This is a genomic window from Alphaproteobacteria bacterium, from assembly GCA_037200005.1.
GTDB lineage: Bacteria > Pseudomonadota > Alphaproteobacteria > UBA9219 > RFNS01 > JBBCGY01.
This window is the reverse complement of record JBBCGY010000001.1, coordinates 1,118,742-1,135,227: the sequence shown is the minus strand read 5'-3', so window position 1 is coordinate 1,135,227 and position 16,486 is coordinate 1,118,742. Positions and strand designations below refer to the sequence as shown.

The window sequence follows — 16,486 nt, the reverse complement described above, 5'->3', positions numbered from 1 at the left end:
GTCGCGAATTTTTGGTTCGTGTAGAAAGATTATTGCATGAAGGGTTCCATATTTGAACTCATGCAGGCCGCCGCCGCTCTGTGCAACCGCAGGCGCGACACGGTTTATTATTCTCTCTCGGCGACGGGCGCGGCCGTCCTTGCGGCGGCGACCCATCATCCCGGCATGGCGCCTCAATATATGGCGCTTGCCGTGACGCTCAGAGAAGGGATCAGAACCGTTTCCTGGTTCCGGGACTCGGGGCTTGGTCGGGAAACGAGCGCGGCGGGCCTGACGTTTCTCGCGAGCGCTGCCGCGGCGACAACCATGCATGCCATTACCGGTAAGGTTTCGCGCGAACATCTCGGCATCGCGTTCGGCGAAGGCATCATGACCGCCGTTTTGAGTGCGTCGTCCGAACTGGGGCCGCGCCAGATAGCCCGGCTTTACCGGGGAAAATTGTTCGATTATCCGGATAAAAAAGCGCCGACGCCGGGGTAGCTGCTTGATGGCGACCGGTATGAGCGCGAAGCTTTGCGTCCGGCCTGGATTAAGGAGCTTGGAGCAGGGGGGGGGATTGAGGCGGTCGCCTCATTCGTCCTAATATCCGTGCATGGAACTGTTCTCCAAACTCGCGCCCGCCGCGCCGCTGCCGGAAATTTTGCGTCCGAAATCCCTGGCCGAGGTGGCGGGGCAGGATCATTTGCTCGCGTTTGATGCGCCCCTGGGCCGCATGCTGGTGGCGAAGCATTTATTTTCGATCATCTTCTGGGGACCGCCCGGCACGGGCAAGACCACGCTGGCCCGGCTGCTGGCCGAGGCTGCGGGCCTGTTGTTTCAGCCGGTTTCGGCGGTGGCGAGCGGCGTTGCCGATTTGCGCAAAATCTTCGAGGCCGCCGACAGCCGCCGCCAGAGCGGGCAGGGGACTCTGCTGTTCGTGGACGAGATCCACCGTTTCAATCGCGGGCAGCAAGACGTGCTGCTCCCCTATGTCGAGAACGGCACCGTGACGCTGGTCGGCGCGACGACGGAAAATCCGTCTTTCGCGCTCAATGGCGCGCTGTTGTCCCGCTGCCAAGTGCTGGTGCTGCGGCGGCTCGACGACGCCGCGCTGGAGCAATTGTTGAAGCGCGCCGAGGAACATTACGGACGTTCGCTGCCCTTGACCGCCGAGGCGCGCGAAGCCTTGCGCGCGATGGCCGACGGCGACGGGCGCTATCTGCTGATGATGGCCGAAGCGGTGGCAGGCTTGCCGCCGGATCAGACAGTCGGCGCCGAGGCGCTGGCCTCGCTGGTGCAAAAGCGCATGCCGCTATACGACAAGGCGCAGGACAGCCACTATAACCTCATCAGCGCGCTGCATAAGTCGCTGCGCGGCTCGGATGCCGACGCGGCGCTCTATTGGCTGGCGCGGATGCTGGCGGGCGGCGAAGACCCGAATTACATCGCCCGCCGCATGACGCGCTTCGCCAGCGAGGATATCGGCATGGCCGATCCTCAGGCGCTGCCGCAGACGCTCGCGGCGTGGGAGGCGTATGAGCGGCTCGGCAGCCCGGAAGGCGAGCTGTGCCTCGCTCAAGCCGTGATCTATCTCGCCACCGCGCCGAAATCGAATGCGGCCTATGTGGCGCATAACGCGGCGAAGCGCGATGCCGGGGAGTATGGCTCGCTGATGCCGCCCAAACATATCCTGAACGCGCCCACCAAGCTGATGAAGAACGAGGGATATGGCGCGGGCTACGAGTACGACCATGACACCGAGGACGCTTTCTCCGGCCAGAATTATTTTCCCGAAGGCATGGAGCGCCAAAACTATTACCGCCCCGTCGAACGCGGCTTCGAGCGCGAGATCGGCAAGCGGCTGGCTTATTGGGAGAAGTTGAGGAAGAAGGAAGATTAGGGCGCGTAATTGAGGATCGTTCCTACGCCTCCCCCGACAGCACGTCCTTTACCTTGCTCGCAAGTTGTTTGAGCGTGAAGGGTTTGCCGAGGAAGTGGACGACTTCGCCTTCCTTGAGCTGGTCGCGGAATTTGTCTTCCGTATAGCCTGAAATAAAGATCACCTTGAGATCGGGGCGTTTCTCCCTGACGATGGCGATCATGGTCGGGCCGTCCATCTGCGGCATGACGACGTCGCTGATGAGCAGGTCGATTTTAGCGCCTTCTTTCTCCACGACCGCGATGGCTTCCTCGCCGTTGCGCGCTTCCAGCACCATATAGCCTTTGTTGCGCAGCGCCCGCGACGAGAATATCCGCACCGCGTCCTCGTCTTCGACCAGCAGGATCGTCCCCGCGCCGGTGAGGTCGGAGCCCGCTCTTTCCTTGTTGTCTTCGCTGTCGTTCGCCGCCGCGGCGACCGCTTTGGCCATGGCGCCTTCCTTGGGCGTCGGAAGATAGACGATGAATTTGGTGCCCTGGCCCAGATGGGTCTGCACGTCGATGAAGCCTCCCGTCTGGCGGACGATGCCGTACACCGTGGACAGGCCGAGGCCGGTGCCTTGGCCCACTTCCTTGGTGGAGAAGAACGGCTCGAAAATCCGCTCCATGATCTGGGGCGGGATGCCGATGCCGATATCGGCGACCTCGATCGCCACGTAATCTCCCGCCGGCATATCGTCCTGGCCGCGCACGACCGGCATATCCTGGTGATGGTTGAACGTCTTGACCGTGACCGTGCCGCCCTTGGGCATGGCATCGCGCGCGTTGACCACCAGATTGATGACCACCTGCTCCAATTGCCCCTGATCGACCAGGATGGGATGCAGGGCGCGGCCATGCACCATCCGCAGCGAGACCCCCGACCCGATCAGCCGCCGCAGCAGGTTGGAAAGCTCGGCGAGCACATCGACGAGGTTGAGCAGCTTGGGCTGCAAGGTCTGCTGCCGCGAGAAGGCCAGAAGCTGCCGCACCAGATTGGCGGCGCGGTTGCCGTTTTGCTTGATCTGCATGATATCGGCAAAGCTTTGGTCGCCGGGCTTGTGACGCTGCAGCAGCAAATCGCAGAACCCGATCATCGCCGTGAGCAGGTTATTGAAATCGTGCGCGATGCCGCCCGCAAGCTGGCCGATGGCCTGCATTTTCTGCGACTGGGAGAATTGCATCTCCATTTTCTTCTGGTCGGTGATGTCGATGAAATACAGCACCAGGCCTTTTTCGCTGGCGCCGCCGGGCGTGCGGGCGGGAGCCTCGAATTGCTTGACGTAAATCAGCGTGATGACGTGACGCCCGCCGATCATATGAGCCTCGATCGGGCGCATGACATCTTTGCCGCTCAGGGCTTCGTGCAGCTGATCGATCGTCGCCGTGCGCGCGTCGGCCTGGAGCAGATCGGCGAGCGGAAGGTCGATCAGGGTCGTTCGCGCGCGCCGCAGCAGTTTTTGCAGGGATTCATTGCATTCGGTGATGCGCAAATTCGGGTTGAGCAGCGCCACCCCGATAGGCGCTTCGGCGAACAGCCGCTGAAAGCGCTGCTCGGAAGCGCTCAGCGCCTGTTGCCATTCGCGTTCGGGACGCAAATCGCGGACGACTGAGCGCGTGCGCAGCGTTTTGCCATCGTCGCCGACGACCACGGTTTGCGTGATCGCCACGGGAAACTGCACGCCGTCCCGATTCCGCATGACGGCTTCGCCGTTCTGCTCGCCGTGCGGCCCGGCGGCGAAGGCGTAGGGCTGGGCGTTCTTCGGCGGCGAACATATCACTTCATGCAGGCGGACGCCGTTATTGATGAGTTCTTCCGGGGCGCAGCCCAGCCATTCGCCGAGCGTACGGTTGACGAAGCGGAACCTGCCGTGCTGGTCGATCGAATAAATGCCGACCGGGGCGTTGGTCATGAAATCGACCAGCTTGGCCTGCTCCTCGCGCATGGCGCGTTCCATGCGGCGGCGCTCGCTGACATCCTCGAAGCGCCATTGCAGATAGCCGTGCCAGCCGCTCAATTGCCGCGTGGTGATGCGCCGCCATTCGACGATCTTGTCGCCGCGCATGATGGGCAGTTCGGCCACGGCCACCTGGCCGTTGCGCGCGGTCTTGCATAATTGGGTGAATTCGTTGGCCGCGGCCTGGTTGTCGGCGAAGCGGGCCGCGAGCGCGGCTTCGGCGCTTTGGTTGGTCGTGTCGATCCAGCCGACGAAGGCCCGGTTGCTCAATACCGCCATGCCTTGCGCGTCGGTGATGACCTGCGGCGTCAGGACGCTATGGAAGGCCTCGCGGAGAAGAATCTCCTGGCTTGCATATTCGCGGGCCTTGCCGAGCAGCCAAAACGTCGCTCCCGCGGCTATGGAAAGCAGTGCCACCAGTGCCAGGGAAACGACGGTGCTATGCGCTTCGGGCGCGAGCATGGGCAGCAGGGCGCAACCGAATGCCGCGATGATCGCCAGAATGGCCACGCTCCACTGGCTTCGCGTCAGCCAGCGCACGACGGGCAGGCTTCCCGCCGACATGTCGCGTTGCGACGTGTCGGCCTCCTGGCGGGAATGGATCGGTTTGACGGGCTTCAGCATTGGATAAATGATAACAGACGGGGAATGTTAAACCAGTTATTTTCGTTCTCTCTTTATATAGAGTTAATCAGGCTTTGGCCTTTGGCCCGCTTTTTTAATGCAAATGCTTCTTCTTAAGCTTGTAAACATACGAAATCACCTCGGCGACGGCGCGGTAGTGCTGCGGCGAGATTTCCTCGTCAACCTCGGCGCTTTGGTATAGCGCCCTGGCCAGCGGCGGATTGGCGACGAGCGGCACGTTGCTTTTCTCGGCAAGCTCGCGGATGCGCAGCGCAACCAGGTCCGCCCCCTTGGCGACGACCGTCGGCGCGTTCATTTTGGCGGTATCGTAGCGCAGCGCCACCGCGTAATGGGTCGGGTTGGTCAGCACGACGTCGGCTTTCGGCACATTCGACATCATGCGCTTGCGGGCTTTTTCCATCCGAATCTGGCGAATCCGCATTTTGATCATCGGATCGCCTTCCGACTGCTTCCTTTCGTCCTTAACTTCCTGCTTGGTCATGCGCAGGCCCTTGAAATACACATGGCGGCGGTAGACAAGATCGATCAAGGCTATGATGCTGATAACGAACATCAAGGACAGCATGAGGCTGAATGCCTCTTCCTGGAGCGCGCCGCCGATTCCGTTGATGTCGCGCCCGATCATCGGCTCGACCTTATCGACATAAGGGCGCAGCAACGTGTAGGCGACATAGCCGACAACCACGATCTTCAGGAATCCCTTGCCCATTTCGACCAGGGAATTTTTGGAAAGCAAGCTGTTCAGTCCGATGGCCGGATTGAGTCTATCCCAATGGAGTTTCAGCGGCGCGGTCGAGGCGAAAAAGCCGGTTTGCACCATGGTTCCGGCGATAACGGCTACCATAAGGATGAAGAAGATCAGCAAGACCGGCAAGCCGATGCCGAGCAGAGTATTGGCGAGAACTCTTTGCAGGCTGTGATCGCCGATCTGCAGCTGATGCGGCATTTCGAAAAACACGCGCAGATGGCTCATGAGCGTTTCGCCCAGGATCGGCGCCATGATGCCGAGCGTCGCGAGAATCCCGGCGAACAAAAACCAGTTGCCGACTTCGCGGCTGATCGGCAATTGGCCGCTGTCGCGCGCTTCGTCGAGCTTTTTGCCGGTCGCTTCTTCGGTTTTCTGTTCCTGGTCCTGGTCTTCCATCATGGGGGGAGCCTAGCCCTGACTATCGTTGCGTGAGGCCGTGCAGGCTTTCGCCGAATTGCTGCAGCCAGAAAAGCATCATGGTGCTGATCGTCATCCCGAACAGCGCAAGGCCGACCCCGATCTGAAGCGGCATGGCCACGAACAGCACCTGCAATTGCGGCATCAGGCGGTTCATGATCCCGATGGGCACATACATCAAGATGCCGATCAGAAAAAACGGTATCGCCATTTGGGTGCCGATGGCGAAGGCTTTGGGCAGCAAATGCGCTATCGTATCCGACATGTCTTCGAACACGGGCATGACGCCCGGCTTAAAGACGTCGTAGGTGCCGACCATGCCGCCGAGGATCATGTCCCCAAATCCCGAATAGAACAGCAGCAGGACGCCAACGCTGCTCAATAGGGCGCCGGGCAGCGTGCCCTGCGTGGCGAAGGCCGGATTGAATAAGGTCGCGTTGGACAAGCCGATCTGAAAGGAAACGAACGTTCCCGCCAATTCCAGGGCGCTCAGCAAAAAGCGCAGGATCGTGCCGAAGAACAGGCCAATGGTAATTTCGATGAATAGCAACCGCACCAATGAGCCTATCTGCTCCGGCAGTTGCGGTATCTGAGGACTCAGCACCGGCAGGAGCAGCAGCGTCACTCCCAAAGCGAGCAACAGCCGGCTCCGCATCGGCACATAGGGCTCGCCTATGCCCGGCACCAGCATGAAGGCCGTGCCGATCCTGGCGAAAATCATCATGAACGCGAAGACCTGGCCGGACAGGAGGGCTTCCAAATCGACGGTCATCGGCTGCTATCGCTCGTGCCGATCTGAACGATCCGCGCCGCTATGGTATTGGTGAAGGTGATGAGGGTGCTCATCATCAAGGGCAGAAGCCACAGGCCCATGATGAAGACGACGAGGATTTTCGGCACGAAAGCCACCGTCGCTTCCTGGATTTGCGTGACGGCTTGCACCAGCGAAATGGTGACGCCGACGACAAGCGCGGCCATCATGATAGGCCCGCCAAGCTTGACCATGACCCATATGGCCTCGCGGCAGACTTCGATAACTTCAGCTTCGTTCATGTCAGCATGAAAATAATGGAATCAAGCATTTCTATCATAACTCTTAACCCGGCGGAAGGCGATAGGCTCCCGCGCTGCCCATCTAGTAAAACACATATGGAAAATTTGTGTTAATGCTGCAAAAGCCTAATGCGGGAAGACAAATAAGAGGATCAACGATGCGCATGGGCTGCAAAATCTTTCAGATATTTCTGATGGCCGTCGCCATTGCGTCTCCCGCATGGGCGCAGGAGCCTCAGCCGGTGGTGCAGGGAGACATCGCCTATATCGACGGCGGCGTCAGCCTCGAGGAGCGCGATGCTTTGGGCGCGGTTCGGAAGGATTATAATCTGCTGATCCTAAACACCAGCAAGAATGGTGAATTCTTGGCCGCCGACCATTTTATGATCCGATCCGGCAAGGGACAGGAATTGCTCAATATCGCCGACGCCGGGCCGTGGATATACGTCAAGCTTCCGCCAGGCTCATACAAGATCGAGGCTTCGGTCGGCGGCGAGCATCAGAAGAAAAATGTCCAGATTTCCAAGGGGAAAACGGCCAATCTTCATTTGACGTGGGAATAGGCTTCATAGCGCCAGTCTTGGGCCGAATTTTCGGAGTTCTTTCCGCCGCGCCTTATAATCCGGCATGGTCTTGGCAAGGAATCCCCAGAATCGCTGCGAGTGGTTCTTGTGAACGACATGCGCGAGTTCATGCGCGACGACATAATCGAGCAGGGGCAGCGGCGCCATCACAAGCTGCCAGTTCAGGCGTATCGTATTATCCGCGCTGCAACTGCCCCATAGTTTCTGCGGGCTGCTGACGACAAGCCGATTATAGCGGACGCCTAATCTTTCAGCCCAGAAATCGAGGCGTTTCTGGAATTTCACACGGGCGCGTTTCTTGCACCAGAGCATGGTTTCAAGCCTGATTTCTTCCCGCCGGTCTTTTTCCGACAAATGCCGTCCGTGAATGTTGACATGCAGGCGCCCCGGCTTCAACCGGCAGCCCTGCGGAATATGCGGATCATAGCTGACATGCAGCGCGCAGGCATGGCCGAGATAGACCATCGCGGTTTCGTCATTCGCCGGCGGGCGCGCCTTGATCTCGCCCATTTTGCGGATGATCCAATGCGCGCGGCGATGGATAACGGTTTCGATATAAAAAAGGCTGGTTTTAAGAGGCGCCGTTATCCGCAGGTTCTTTTCGGACTCCACCAGCAAGCCAATGCTTCGCCTCCGCCGTTTGCTGCGGCGAATGGTATAGGGGATTTCCGTGCCGCCGACGGCAAGAGTTCCGGTTTCGGTATAGATCATGCGAACAATGGCATTCTTGATAGAGATCGAATCCTTTTTATCATAATTAAGCAGAGGAATCTTATTGGTTTTTCAGTGCATTATGCTCCAGCCGCGATACAGGCTTGTGCAATGCAGCATTTTGTGGTGAAAGTGCCGACTGCCTCTCCCCCATTCCGGAGTTTTGATGCTTCCTGCCATTCTCGGCGGCACGCCGCGCTGCGCCTCGCCGCTCGAAATTGTCCGGCCCGTCATGCCGCCGCTGGAGGCGTTCGCCGCGCCCTTTTCTGAAGCGCTGGCGCATGGGCAGCTGACCAATAACGGCCCTTTCGTCCAACGCTTTGAAGCGGCGCTGAGCGAGTATTTGAATGTGCCGGCGATTGTTTTTTCGAGCGGCCAGGCAGCGCTCATGGCCATGCTGGCGGCTGCCGATATCGCGGGGGGCGAAGTCATCGTGCCGAGCTATACGTTCGCCGCCACGCCGCATGCGGTCGTCTGGGCCGGCGCGCAGCCGGTTTTCGCCGATATCTTGCCGGACAGCATGACGCTTGATGTTGATGACGTGGCGCGGCGCATCACGCCGCGCACCAAGGCGATCCTGCCGATGTGCAGTTATGGCATTGCTTGCGATTACGCCGCGCTGGACGCGCTGGGCGTGCGCCACGGCCTGCCTGTATTATACGATAGCGCCCCCGCTTTTGGCTCCAGGGTGAACGGCAAGCCCGTAGGCGGAGCAGGGCGCGGGCAAATCTTCAGTTTCCACGCCACCAAGGCATTCAGCACGATGGAAGGCGGAGCGCTCTCCAGCCATGATGACGAGCTGCTTAACCGCGCGCGCATGCTGCGCAATTTCGGCCAGCATAACGGGCCTGACTGTCCATGGCCGGGCTTCAACGGCAAGATGATGGAAGTATGCGCCATGATCGGCTTGCTGCAACTCGAGCGCTTCGAGAGCATTCGCCGGCGCAGGCTGGCCGTGGCGGCCGCCTATCATGCAGCCTTAAGCGATCTTCCGGGTGTGCGGTTCCTCATACCGCCCGCGGGACAGGAGCCTATCTGGCTATATTATCCGCTGGTTTTCGACGCCGAACTCTTTGGCCTTGACCGGGATGAAGTTGCGCGGGCGCTCGCGGCGGAAGGCATCGCGGCGCGCAAGTACTTTGAACTGCCGTGTCATCATATGACGTGTTACCAGCCGCATCATAAGCAATCATTGCCGGTTACCGAGAGCATCGCCGCGCATGTCATCAGCCTGCCGGTCTATGGCGATCAGACCGATGCTGAAATCGCCGCGATTACCGGCGCGATCCGCGGTTTTCATGAATACGCGGCGCAACTGCGCATGAAACTGCAAGAAAAATAATGCTGCCCTTATAAGCCATGGAGTAATGAAAGATCATGAATATTTTAGTGACCGGCGCCGGGGGATATGTCGGCATCCCGCTATGCCAGGCGCTCGTGACGCAAGGCCATCGCGTCATCGGACTGGACCGTTATTATTTCGGGGTGGAGAAGCTCGGAGCGCTGGCGCGGCATCCGCGATTCACGGTGTTGACCGACGATGTCCGCGATTTCGACCCGGGGGCTTTGGACGGCGTCGAGGCGGTCATAGACTTGGCCGGCCTCAGCAATGATCCGTGCGCCGCCATCGATGCCGACTTGACGCGTCAAATCAATGTCGACGGATGCCTTCGTGTCGTGCGCGCCGCGAGAAAGCAGGGCGTGCGGCGGTATATTTTCGTCAGCTCGGCCGCCGTATATGGCAGCAGCGGCGGCGTGCCGATGGCCGAGGACGCGGCTTGCGCGCCGCTTACGGAATATGCGCGCTCCAAACTGCAGGTCGAGCAAGCGCTGCTCGAATTGCAGGCGCCGGATTTCGAGATCGTCGTTATGCGCAGCGCCACTATTTTCGGGCTGGCGCCGCGCATGCGTTTCGATCTGGCGGTGAATGTGATGACGATGCACGCTTGGCGCGACGGCGAAATTTTCGTGCATGGCGGGCAGCAGTGGCGGCCCTTCATCCATGTGCAGGATGGCGTTCAGGCTTTGCTGCTGGCGCTGGATGCGCCTGCTTCGATCGTAGCGGGCGAGACCTTCAACCTCGGCGACGACGGAATGAATTTCAGCATTGGCCAGCTGGCCGATATGGTCGCGGCCGCTTTGCCCGGCACGATACAGCATCAGGTCGCCAATGACAGCGACGACCGCAGTTACCGGCTCGATTGCCGGAAAATCAAGCGCGTGCTGGGCTTTGCCGCCGGTCGCGACGTGCCGGCGGGCATAGAGGAAATTATCGGCGCGCTGGAGACGGGCAGCGTATCGGCGGACGATCTTACGACCGTTACGCTTGGCTGGTATCAATCACTGATGGAATGGGGCCAGGTGATCGACCGGATTCAGCTGAACGGCCGGATTATTTGAGAGGCTTACCGATCTGTAACGAGGGGGCAGTTATGCATTTGAAAATGAAATTTATGCTCGCGGTTTGTCTAGTCGCCTTGACGTGCTGCAGTGCGCCGTTACCCAAAGATGAACAGAAGGTCATCGCGGAATTGCCTGTTGGGACAGTCGATGTGAAGCTGTATGCTGGCGAATTATCTATCTATGTTCTAAAGGATGGCACTGTTTTAAAGGCCGCATTAACGGACAAGGAGAAACCTAAAAATGATTTGCCTCCTATGGAGGGTGGGTCGTTAACTCCCTATGAGATTGAAGTCCTGCGTCACTCTGTTTTTTATGCTCCGATGCCGACATGGTCGGCTGCATGTTGCATTCCTCGGCATGCTTTTTTGTTTTACGATAAGGATGGGCAGTATCTAGGACATCTCAAAGTTTGCTTTCAATGCTCATGTGCGGAACTGAAGCCATATTCGCCCCCCGATAGTAAGCTCACCCATATCGAATGGAACTATACAGCACTTCAGAAAATTGTTGAGAACCACAAGCTGCCTGTCAAATTCCGTTATTAATTGGTGGCTGGGGGACTTGGATTCGAACCAAGGTAAACAGAGTCAGAGTCTGTTGTCCTACCACTAGACGATCCCCCAACATCGGAACCAGCATAGCAAGAAGCCGCGACACTACATTGAATAAGACCGGCAATTCAAGTTTGGTTTCGAGAGGCAAGCCATTCCATCGGAATTACGCCAGTCTCATGCAGTTTGCGTCATTCCCGACGCTGCGGAGCAGCGAGCGGGAATGACGGCTCTGTTTATCCCCCGCCATGCGCTAGTGTCCGCAAATTTCCTGTGGGTAACTCATCATCCTTCCAACACCACATATTGTATAAATTATCCACAAGCACCACTATATGCCGTGATTTTTAGATTCGCGGGAGGCTGGATTGCGGATACGGCGGCTATTTACTGTCAATGGCGAGGATGCTTATGCGGGCGTTCCGTTCGCGCGCGCCGATCTGGAGCTGACGGGCGAGAACGGCAGGGCGGAAGCGCGCTTTCCGCAGGTCGAAATCCCGGCCGACTGGCCATACCAGTCCGTCGCGGCGCTGCTTGATCTCGGCCTGAAAAAGCAGGACGTGCCCCAGAAGCTCCGGCAGGTCGAGGAGCATGGTGTGCCGAGCTGGCTGTGGCGCTGCGAGCCCTATGACCGCAACGGCATCGCCGAGGACGGCTATGAAACCAGCTTCAAGCAGGTTTTCGACCGCATCGCCGGAGCGCTGGCCTATACCGGCTGGAAGGCCGGTTATTTTACCGCCGAAGCCGACGCCCACGCCTTTTACGACGAGATGCGCTATTTGCTCGCGACGCAGCGGCTGGCGCTGGCGCCCGCGCATTACCGGCTGACGGGGCTTTACTGGGCCTATGGCCTCGAGGGCGAGGCGCGGGAGCGCGTCTGGATCGATCCGCGCAGCAACCGCTTGCGGACGCGGGCGCTGGATCGCATGCATCCCGATCTTCTCGAACCGGTCGGCAATGCCGGGATCATGGCGGCGGACGGCCCCGATCTGCGGGATTACATCAACCGCAAATATTTCGCCGAAGCCGAATTATCGGCGCGCGCCGTCGGCGGCAGGCTGGTAGAGCGGCAATTGGAACGGATTTACGCGGCGTCATTAAATCCGGACGAGCTTGAGCCGCTGGTCAATGCCGCGCATGCGCTGGGAATAAGCGAGAAACTGCTGCAAACCGTCATCGAGCGCGGACGCGCCGGAGAGCCGATGCAGCCGCTGCCGCGTTTCGATCAAGCGCCGGACGCACAGACTGAGTCCGGCTCCGGCCGTCATGTGCTGCTCAAAGACGCCAAAGATTCTTTCCTATGGCGCGATCTTACCAATGCGATGGGACAGCATGGCGATCCCGGCATCCTGTTCGCGCGCCAGATCGAAGACTGGATGGGGCTGCATTCGCCTCGCCGCCATCTTGGCATCAGCGAAGACGGCGGGGCGCTGCTCGAAGCGGGCGGCGTCGTCAGCCGCGGCGCGATCAATCTGGAAGCGTTCCTGCGCGACGAAGGCGGGTTCGACAATGTCGGTTTCGCTCACGCGTGCAGTCTCGCGACGATCGCGCTCGACCTTACGCTGCAACTATCCTCCTATGACGACGAGAATGCCGCCCGCCGCGCGCAGGAGGATCGCCCGCTGTCCCTCGGCCTTGCCAATCTCGCACCGCTGCTGATGGCGCTGGGCCATGGCTACGATACGCCGCATGGCCGCTCGATGGCGGGAGCGATTGCCGCCCTGATGACCGGCGCGGCGCTGGCGGCGTCGGGCGATCTTGCCGCTTCGCTCGGCATGGCGGGAGGATTCCCGGAACATCGCGACGAGACGCTGCGCCTGATGCGCAACCAGCGCCGCGCCGCCTATGGCGAGACCGACGGCTATGAATCCGTCTCGATCGCGCCGCCGTCCTTGCTGCTTGATAGCAGCCCCGATCTGGCGCTTGTCGCCGCCGTACGCCGCGTATGGGATCGCGCGGTCGAAGCCGCTCACACCGTGGGATTGCGCAATCTGCATCTGACGGGCATCGACTCGGCATGGATCATACGCGATCTTCTCGGCGCGGACAGCGCCGGCATCATGCCGCTTCCCGGCCTATGGCAGGAATATCAAACTGGCGAAGAGGAATTCGTCAGGCAGCTTCATCCGGCTTTTGCCGAAGTTCTGGACGCGCTTGGCTATGAACCGATGGAGCAGCAGGCTATCGTCATGGGCTATGGCGGCTGGCGCGGCCTGAGCGGCGCGCCCGTCATCAATGAGGCCAGTCTGGCCGCGCTCGGTTTCGACGATGCGGCGATAGAGAAAGCCGATGCCGCCCTGGCGTCGGCGGTGCATATCCGCCAGGCATTTCATCCCTGGGTCATCGGGCGCGATTTCTGCATGGATAAATTCGGGCTGACGGCGATGGAATGCGACGACCCGCATTTCGATCTGCTGGCGGCTGTCGGGTTCACGGCGGAGGAAATCGAGGTTGCCAATCTTTATTGCTGCGGCATCGGCAATCTCGAAGATATTCCCGAACTCAAGCCGGAGCATCGGCAGATATTCGCTTGCCTCGACGCGGCAGGGGAGGGCGGACTGGCCGCCGATGCCGTTATCCGCATGGCGGGAGCGATGCAATGCTTCATCTCGGGCAATATCGCGTTCCCACTGCCCCTGCGCGATATGGCGGCCGGAGAGACGGCGCGGCTGGCGCGCCTCGCGGAACAGAGCGGCCTGAAGAGCCTGCGTTTCATGCCGCCGCTTGCGGTTTTTGAGGATGTAAGGGAATTCATGCAGGACGACGCTTTCGATGCTCTTCTGGCTTCGCTGATCGAGGTCGCCACGCCCTTGCCTCCCGGCGCGGAGGGACGCGGCAATGGTTTGGGCGAGTTCGACTGGAGCCATGCGAAGCCTCTTCATCCCGCGCGCCGCCGCGCCGGTCTTCGCATTATCACCGATAGCGATCCCGCCGCCCGCTTGCGCGTCCGGGTCAGCGGGGCGGGGACGGTAGCTGCCGATAATGTGAGTTAGCGTCCAAAATAGTGAGCGTGACCGGCGCAACTATTAAGATTTTGGAAATCGTCTTATCCGTACAATAATGCGGATATGGCGCAAATAAACGACGGAATGCCCACTTTTACGTTGCAGCCCGGCGAAGACTTGTCCGGCGCGCTGGACTATCTGGTCGGCGCGCGCAGATATGTCAGTCTTTATCCGGCGCCCGCGGACTATCAGCAGGCTCCTCATTCAGGCGATCTCAAACCCGTGCATGGCGATCCGCACCGGCCCGCGATTCTGGATGCTTCTTACCGGCAAACGCCCAAAGGCGAGCCGAAGCACCTGCTTTCGATCAGTGTTCCGAGCTTCGTGCCGCGCGAATGGCCGTTTAGCGAGGACGCGTCAAAACCTGGCCTTGGGCCAGGCTTTCATACGTTCGGCCTTATGCAATCGATGCATATCGTTCTTGCGAGCGAAGGCATCAGCGTCCAGTCCTCTAAAGCCGGCAATACCGGCTCGACGCACTATGTCGAGTGGGACGTCAGTCCCGAAGACTATCGCAAGGGCCGCGCCATCATCTCCAGCTATGTGCATGGCGATTTCAAGACGGGCCGTGAATTGCTGGCCGCGATGAAGCAACCCGGCGCTTCAGAAATCGTGCCTGCCTTGCCCGCGCCTCAAAGGCCCGGCGCAGATTCGAACGAAAAGACCTTGCGGCTGGGCACGCCCGACTGCGCCATATCGTAAGACGCTGTGTTGGCTTATATCCTAAACCCCAGCGCCACGATATAGGTCTCGGCGGATTCCTGGCGGCTGGCTTCGGGCTTGGCGTGGCGGACGGAGGTGAAATCCTTCTTCAGGAGCGCGAGGAACTCCTTTTCCGCGCCGCCCTGGAATAATTTACAGACGAACGCACCTCCCGGCGCGAGAACCTGCGCGGCGAAATCGTAAGCCATCTCCGCCAGCGCCATGATGCGGATATGGTCGGTCTTGCCATGTCCCATCGTGGGCGCGGCCATGTCGGACAGGACGAGATCGGCCTTGCCCTTCAGCGCCGCGATCAGCTTCGCCGGGCTGTCGTTGGCGGTGAAATCGGCCTCGAAGAAAGTGACGCCGTCGATGGGCGGCATCGGCAGGATGTCGAGCGCGACCAGCTGCCCTTTGCCGCCGATCCGCTTGGCCATGACCTGCGACCAGCCGCCGGGGGCAGCGCCTAAATCCACGATCCGCATGCCCGGACGCAGCAATTTGAATCTCTCGTCGAGCTGAATGATTTTATAGGCCGCGCGCGAGCGATAGCCATCGCGCTTGGCCGCCGCGACATAGGGATCGTTGAGCTGGCGGTTCAGCCATTTTGTCGAGGATATGGAGCGGCTGGCTTTGGATTTGACCCGGACGGTCAAATTGCGTCCTGACGGCGGCCCGGATTTTTTCGTGCCCCCGGTCATACGGCGCCCGCGATTTCATCCAGCAGATCAGTCAGAATTCCCTCGCGCAGGCCGCGATCGCCGACGCGGAACTGGATCACGGGCCAGGTTTCGTAGATCGCCTGCAGAATGGCGCAGCCCGCGACGACCAGATCGGCGCGTTCCTGTCCGATGCAGGGGATGGCGGAGCGTCCCTTGAAGTCCAGCACGCGAATTCTTTCGGTAACCTGCCGCGCTTCGGCGACCTGCATCGTGCAGCCGTCGATCAGCGAACGCTGATAGCGCACCAGCCCGTGCAGTACGCCCGCCAGCGTCGTGACCGTGCCACTGGAGCCGACCATCTGCACCTGCCCGGATTTCAGCGCGGCGGAAATCCCATGCTTCCGGTCGAAATCCAGCAGCTGGCCGCGCACCCGCTCGACCATCGCGGCGTAGGCGTCGTCGCTGACGAGATCGCCGCCATATTCCTCGGTCAGGCTGACGACGCCGCAGGGCACGGATATGTGGTCGATCAGCGCGGGACGCCCATCGCCGTTAAGCTGGAGCCAGATCAATTCGGTGGAACCGCCGCCGATATCGAACATAATCGCATGCGGAGTCACGGGGGCAAGCAACGGAGCGCAGCCGAGCATGGCGAGCCGGGCTTCTTCGCCGCTTTCGATGACTTCGATTTCCAGGCCCAGCAGCTTGCTGCCTTTGGCCAGGAACGCGGCGCCGTTTCCGGCGCGGCGGCAGGCTTCGGTCGCCACGGCGCGGGCGTGAGTCACGGCATGGCGCTGCAGTTTTCTCTGGCAGACGCCAAGCGCCTCCAGGGTGCGGCCGATGGCGCTCTCCTGAAGCTGCGAATGCCGGCTCAACCCTTCGCCGAGGCGCACGATGCGCGAGAACGCATCGATAACCCTAAAACCCTGCGGCTCGTTCGGCGCGGGGGTGGCGATCAGCAGGCGGCAATTGTTGGTGCCGAGGTCCAGCGCGGCCAAAACCGGCGCGCGCTGGGACGCGGGTGTTGCCCGCTCCGGCGGCGTATTGCGAAAAGGGGTCACTATTATCTCGCAAATGGATTGTCATGCCCTGTTGTTGCCCGTCTTTCACCAAGAGGGCAAGGGGTTTCCGCGCCGTCGAAATCACCTTGA

At 60.2% G+C, this 16,486-nt stretch carries 15 protein-coding genes and 1 tRNA gene; 8 read left to right on the top strand and 8 right to left on the bottom strand.

Annotation, left to right across the window (positions count from 1 at the left end):
- Window positions 1-36: 36 nt before the first annotated feature.
- Together WDO70_05880 and WDO70_05875 are read left to right on the top strand one after the other, a co-directional pair.
- The gene (locus WDO70_05880; GenBank protein ID MEJ0062728.1) at window positions 37-480 is read left to right on the top strand and encodes a hypothetical protein; all 444 of its coding nucleotides are present in this window, start codon (window positions 37-39) and stop codon (window positions 478-480) included.
- Between the two features lie 112 nt (window positions 481-592).
- The gene (locus tag WDO70_05875) at window positions 593-1,879 is read left to right on the top strand and encodes a replication-associated recombination protein A (GenBank protein ID MEJ0062727.1); all 1,287 of its coding nucleotides are present in this window, start codon (window positions 593-595) and stop codon (window positions 1,877-1,879) included.
- 22 nt (window positions 1,880-1,901) lie between these two features.
- On the opposite strand, the gene WDO70_05870 is transcribed toward WDO70_05875, so the two are convergent.
- The 4 genes from WDO70_05870 to fliQ form a co-directional block, all read right to left on the bottom strand.
- The gene (locus WDO70_05870; GenBank protein MEJ0062726.1) at window positions 1,902-4,478 is read right to left on the bottom strand and encodes an ATP-binding protein; all 2,577 of its coding nucleotides are present in this window, start codon (window positions 4,476-4,478) and stop codon (window positions 1,902-1,904) included.
- Window positions 4,479-4,572: 94 nt separating this feature from the next.
- A complete protein-coding gene (gene flhB / locus WDO70_05865) occupies window positions 4,573-5,646 on the bottom strand; it encodes a flagellar biosynthesis protein FlhB (GenBank protein ID MEJ0062725.1) in 1,074 nt (357 codons plus the stop codon).
- 19 nt (window positions 5,647-5,665) lie between these two features.
- Complete coding sequence (locus WDO70_05860; protein ID MEJ0062724.1) at window positions 5,666-6,436, bottom strand: flagellar biosynthetic protein FliR; 771 nt, start codon at window positions 6,434-6,436, stop codon at window positions 5,666-5,668.
- The gene (gene fliQ, locus WDO70_05855; GenBank protein ID MEJ0062723.1) at window positions 6,433-6,717 is read right to left on the bottom strand and encodes a flagellar biosynthesis protein FliQ; all 285 of its coding nucleotides are present in this window, start codon (window positions 6,715-6,717) and stop codon (window positions 6,433-6,435) included. Before fliQ ends, WDO70_05860 begins: the two co-directional genes overlap by 4 nt.
- Window positions 6,718-6,881: 164 nt before the next feature.
- On the opposite strand from fliQ, the gene WDO70_05850 reads away from it, so the two are divergent.
- Entirely contained in the window at window positions 6,882-7,280 is a 399-nt protein-coding gene (locus WDO70_05850) for a hypothetical protein (GenBank protein ID MEJ0062722.1), read from the top strand.
- Window positions 7,281-7,283: 3 nt separating this feature from the next.
- Here the strand turns inward: WDO70_05850 and WDO70_05845 are convergent, their stop codons facing one another.
- On the bottom strand, window positions 7,284-8,012 hold the full coding sequence (locus tag WDO70_05845; protein ID MEJ0062721.1) for a SprT family zinc-dependent metalloprotease: 729 nt from the start codon (window positions 8,010-8,012) through the stop codon (window positions 7,284-7,286).
- Window positions 8,013-8,178: 166 nt separating this feature from the next.
- Between WDO70_05845 and WDO70_05840 the strand changes: the two genes are divergently transcribed.
- Genes WDO70_05840 through WDO70_05830 form a run of 3 tightly spaced genes read left to right on the top strand, consistent with a single transcriptional unit; the run spans window position 8,179 to window position 10,960 of the window.
- On the top strand, window positions 8,179-9,354 hold the full coding sequence (locus WDO70_05840) for a DegT/DnrJ/EryC1/StrS family aminotransferase (GenBank protein ID MEJ0062720.1): 1,176 nt from the start codon (window positions 8,179-8,181) through the stop codon (window positions 9,352-9,354).
- A 35-nt stretch (window positions 9,355-9,389) separates the two neighbouring features.
- Window positions 9,390-10,412 (top strand): NAD(P)-dependent oxidoreductase, encoded by a 1,023-nt coding sequence (locus WDO70_05835; GenBank protein ID MEJ0062719.1) that lies wholly within the window; start codon window positions 9,390-9,392, stop codon window positions 10,410-10,412.
- Between the two features lie 32 nt (window positions 10,413-10,444).
- On the top strand, window positions 10,445-10,960 hold the full coding sequence (locus WDO70_05830) for a hypothetical protein (protein MEJ0062718.1): 516 nt from the start codon (window positions 10,445-10,447) through the stop codon (window positions 10,958-10,960).
- Window positions 10,961-10,964: 4 nt separating this feature from the next.
- Here the strand turns inward: WDO70_05830 and WDO70_05825 are convergent.
- Window positions 10,965-11,038 (bottom strand) — tRNA-Gln (locus WDO70_05825).
- A 296-nt stretch (window positions 11,039-11,334) separates the two neighbouring features.
- On the opposite strand from WDO70_05825, the gene WDO70_05820 reads away from it, so the two are divergent.
- Both WDO70_05820 and WDO70_05815 read left to right on the top strand, forming a co-directional pair.
- Window positions 11,335-13,959: a hypothetical protein gene (locus tag WDO70_05820; GenBank protein ID MEJ0062717.1), complete on the top strand. Its 2,625-nt coding sequence runs from the start codon at window positions 11,335-11,337 to the stop codon at window positions 13,957-13,959.
- 75 nt (window positions 13,960-14,034) lie between these two features.
- A complete protein-coding gene (locus tag WDO70_05815) occupies window positions 14,035-14,673 on the top strand; it encodes a hypothetical protein (protein ID MEJ0062716.1) in 639 nt (212 codons plus the stop codon).
- Window positions 14,674-14,687: 14 nt separating this feature from the next.
- On the opposite strand, the gene WDO70_05810 is transcribed toward WDO70_05815, so the two are convergent.
- Both WDO70_05810 and WDO70_05805 read right to left on the bottom strand, forming a co-directional pair.
- Entirely contained in the window at window positions 14,688-15,374 is a 687-nt protein-coding gene (locus WDO70_05810) for an RlmE family RNA methyltransferase (GenBank protein ID MEJ0062715.1), read from the bottom strand.
- Window positions 15,371-16,396 carry a Ppx/GppA phosphatase family protein gene (locus tag WDO70_05805; protein ID MEJ0062714.1) on the bottom strand — a complete coding sequence of 342 codons (1,026 nt, stop codon included), beginning with the start codon at window positions 16,394-16,396 and terminating at the stop codon, window positions 15,371-15,373. The genes WDO70_05810 and WDO70_05805 overlap by 4 nt, the downstream gene beginning before the upstream one ends.
- Window positions 16,397-16,486: the final 90 nt, after the last annotated feature.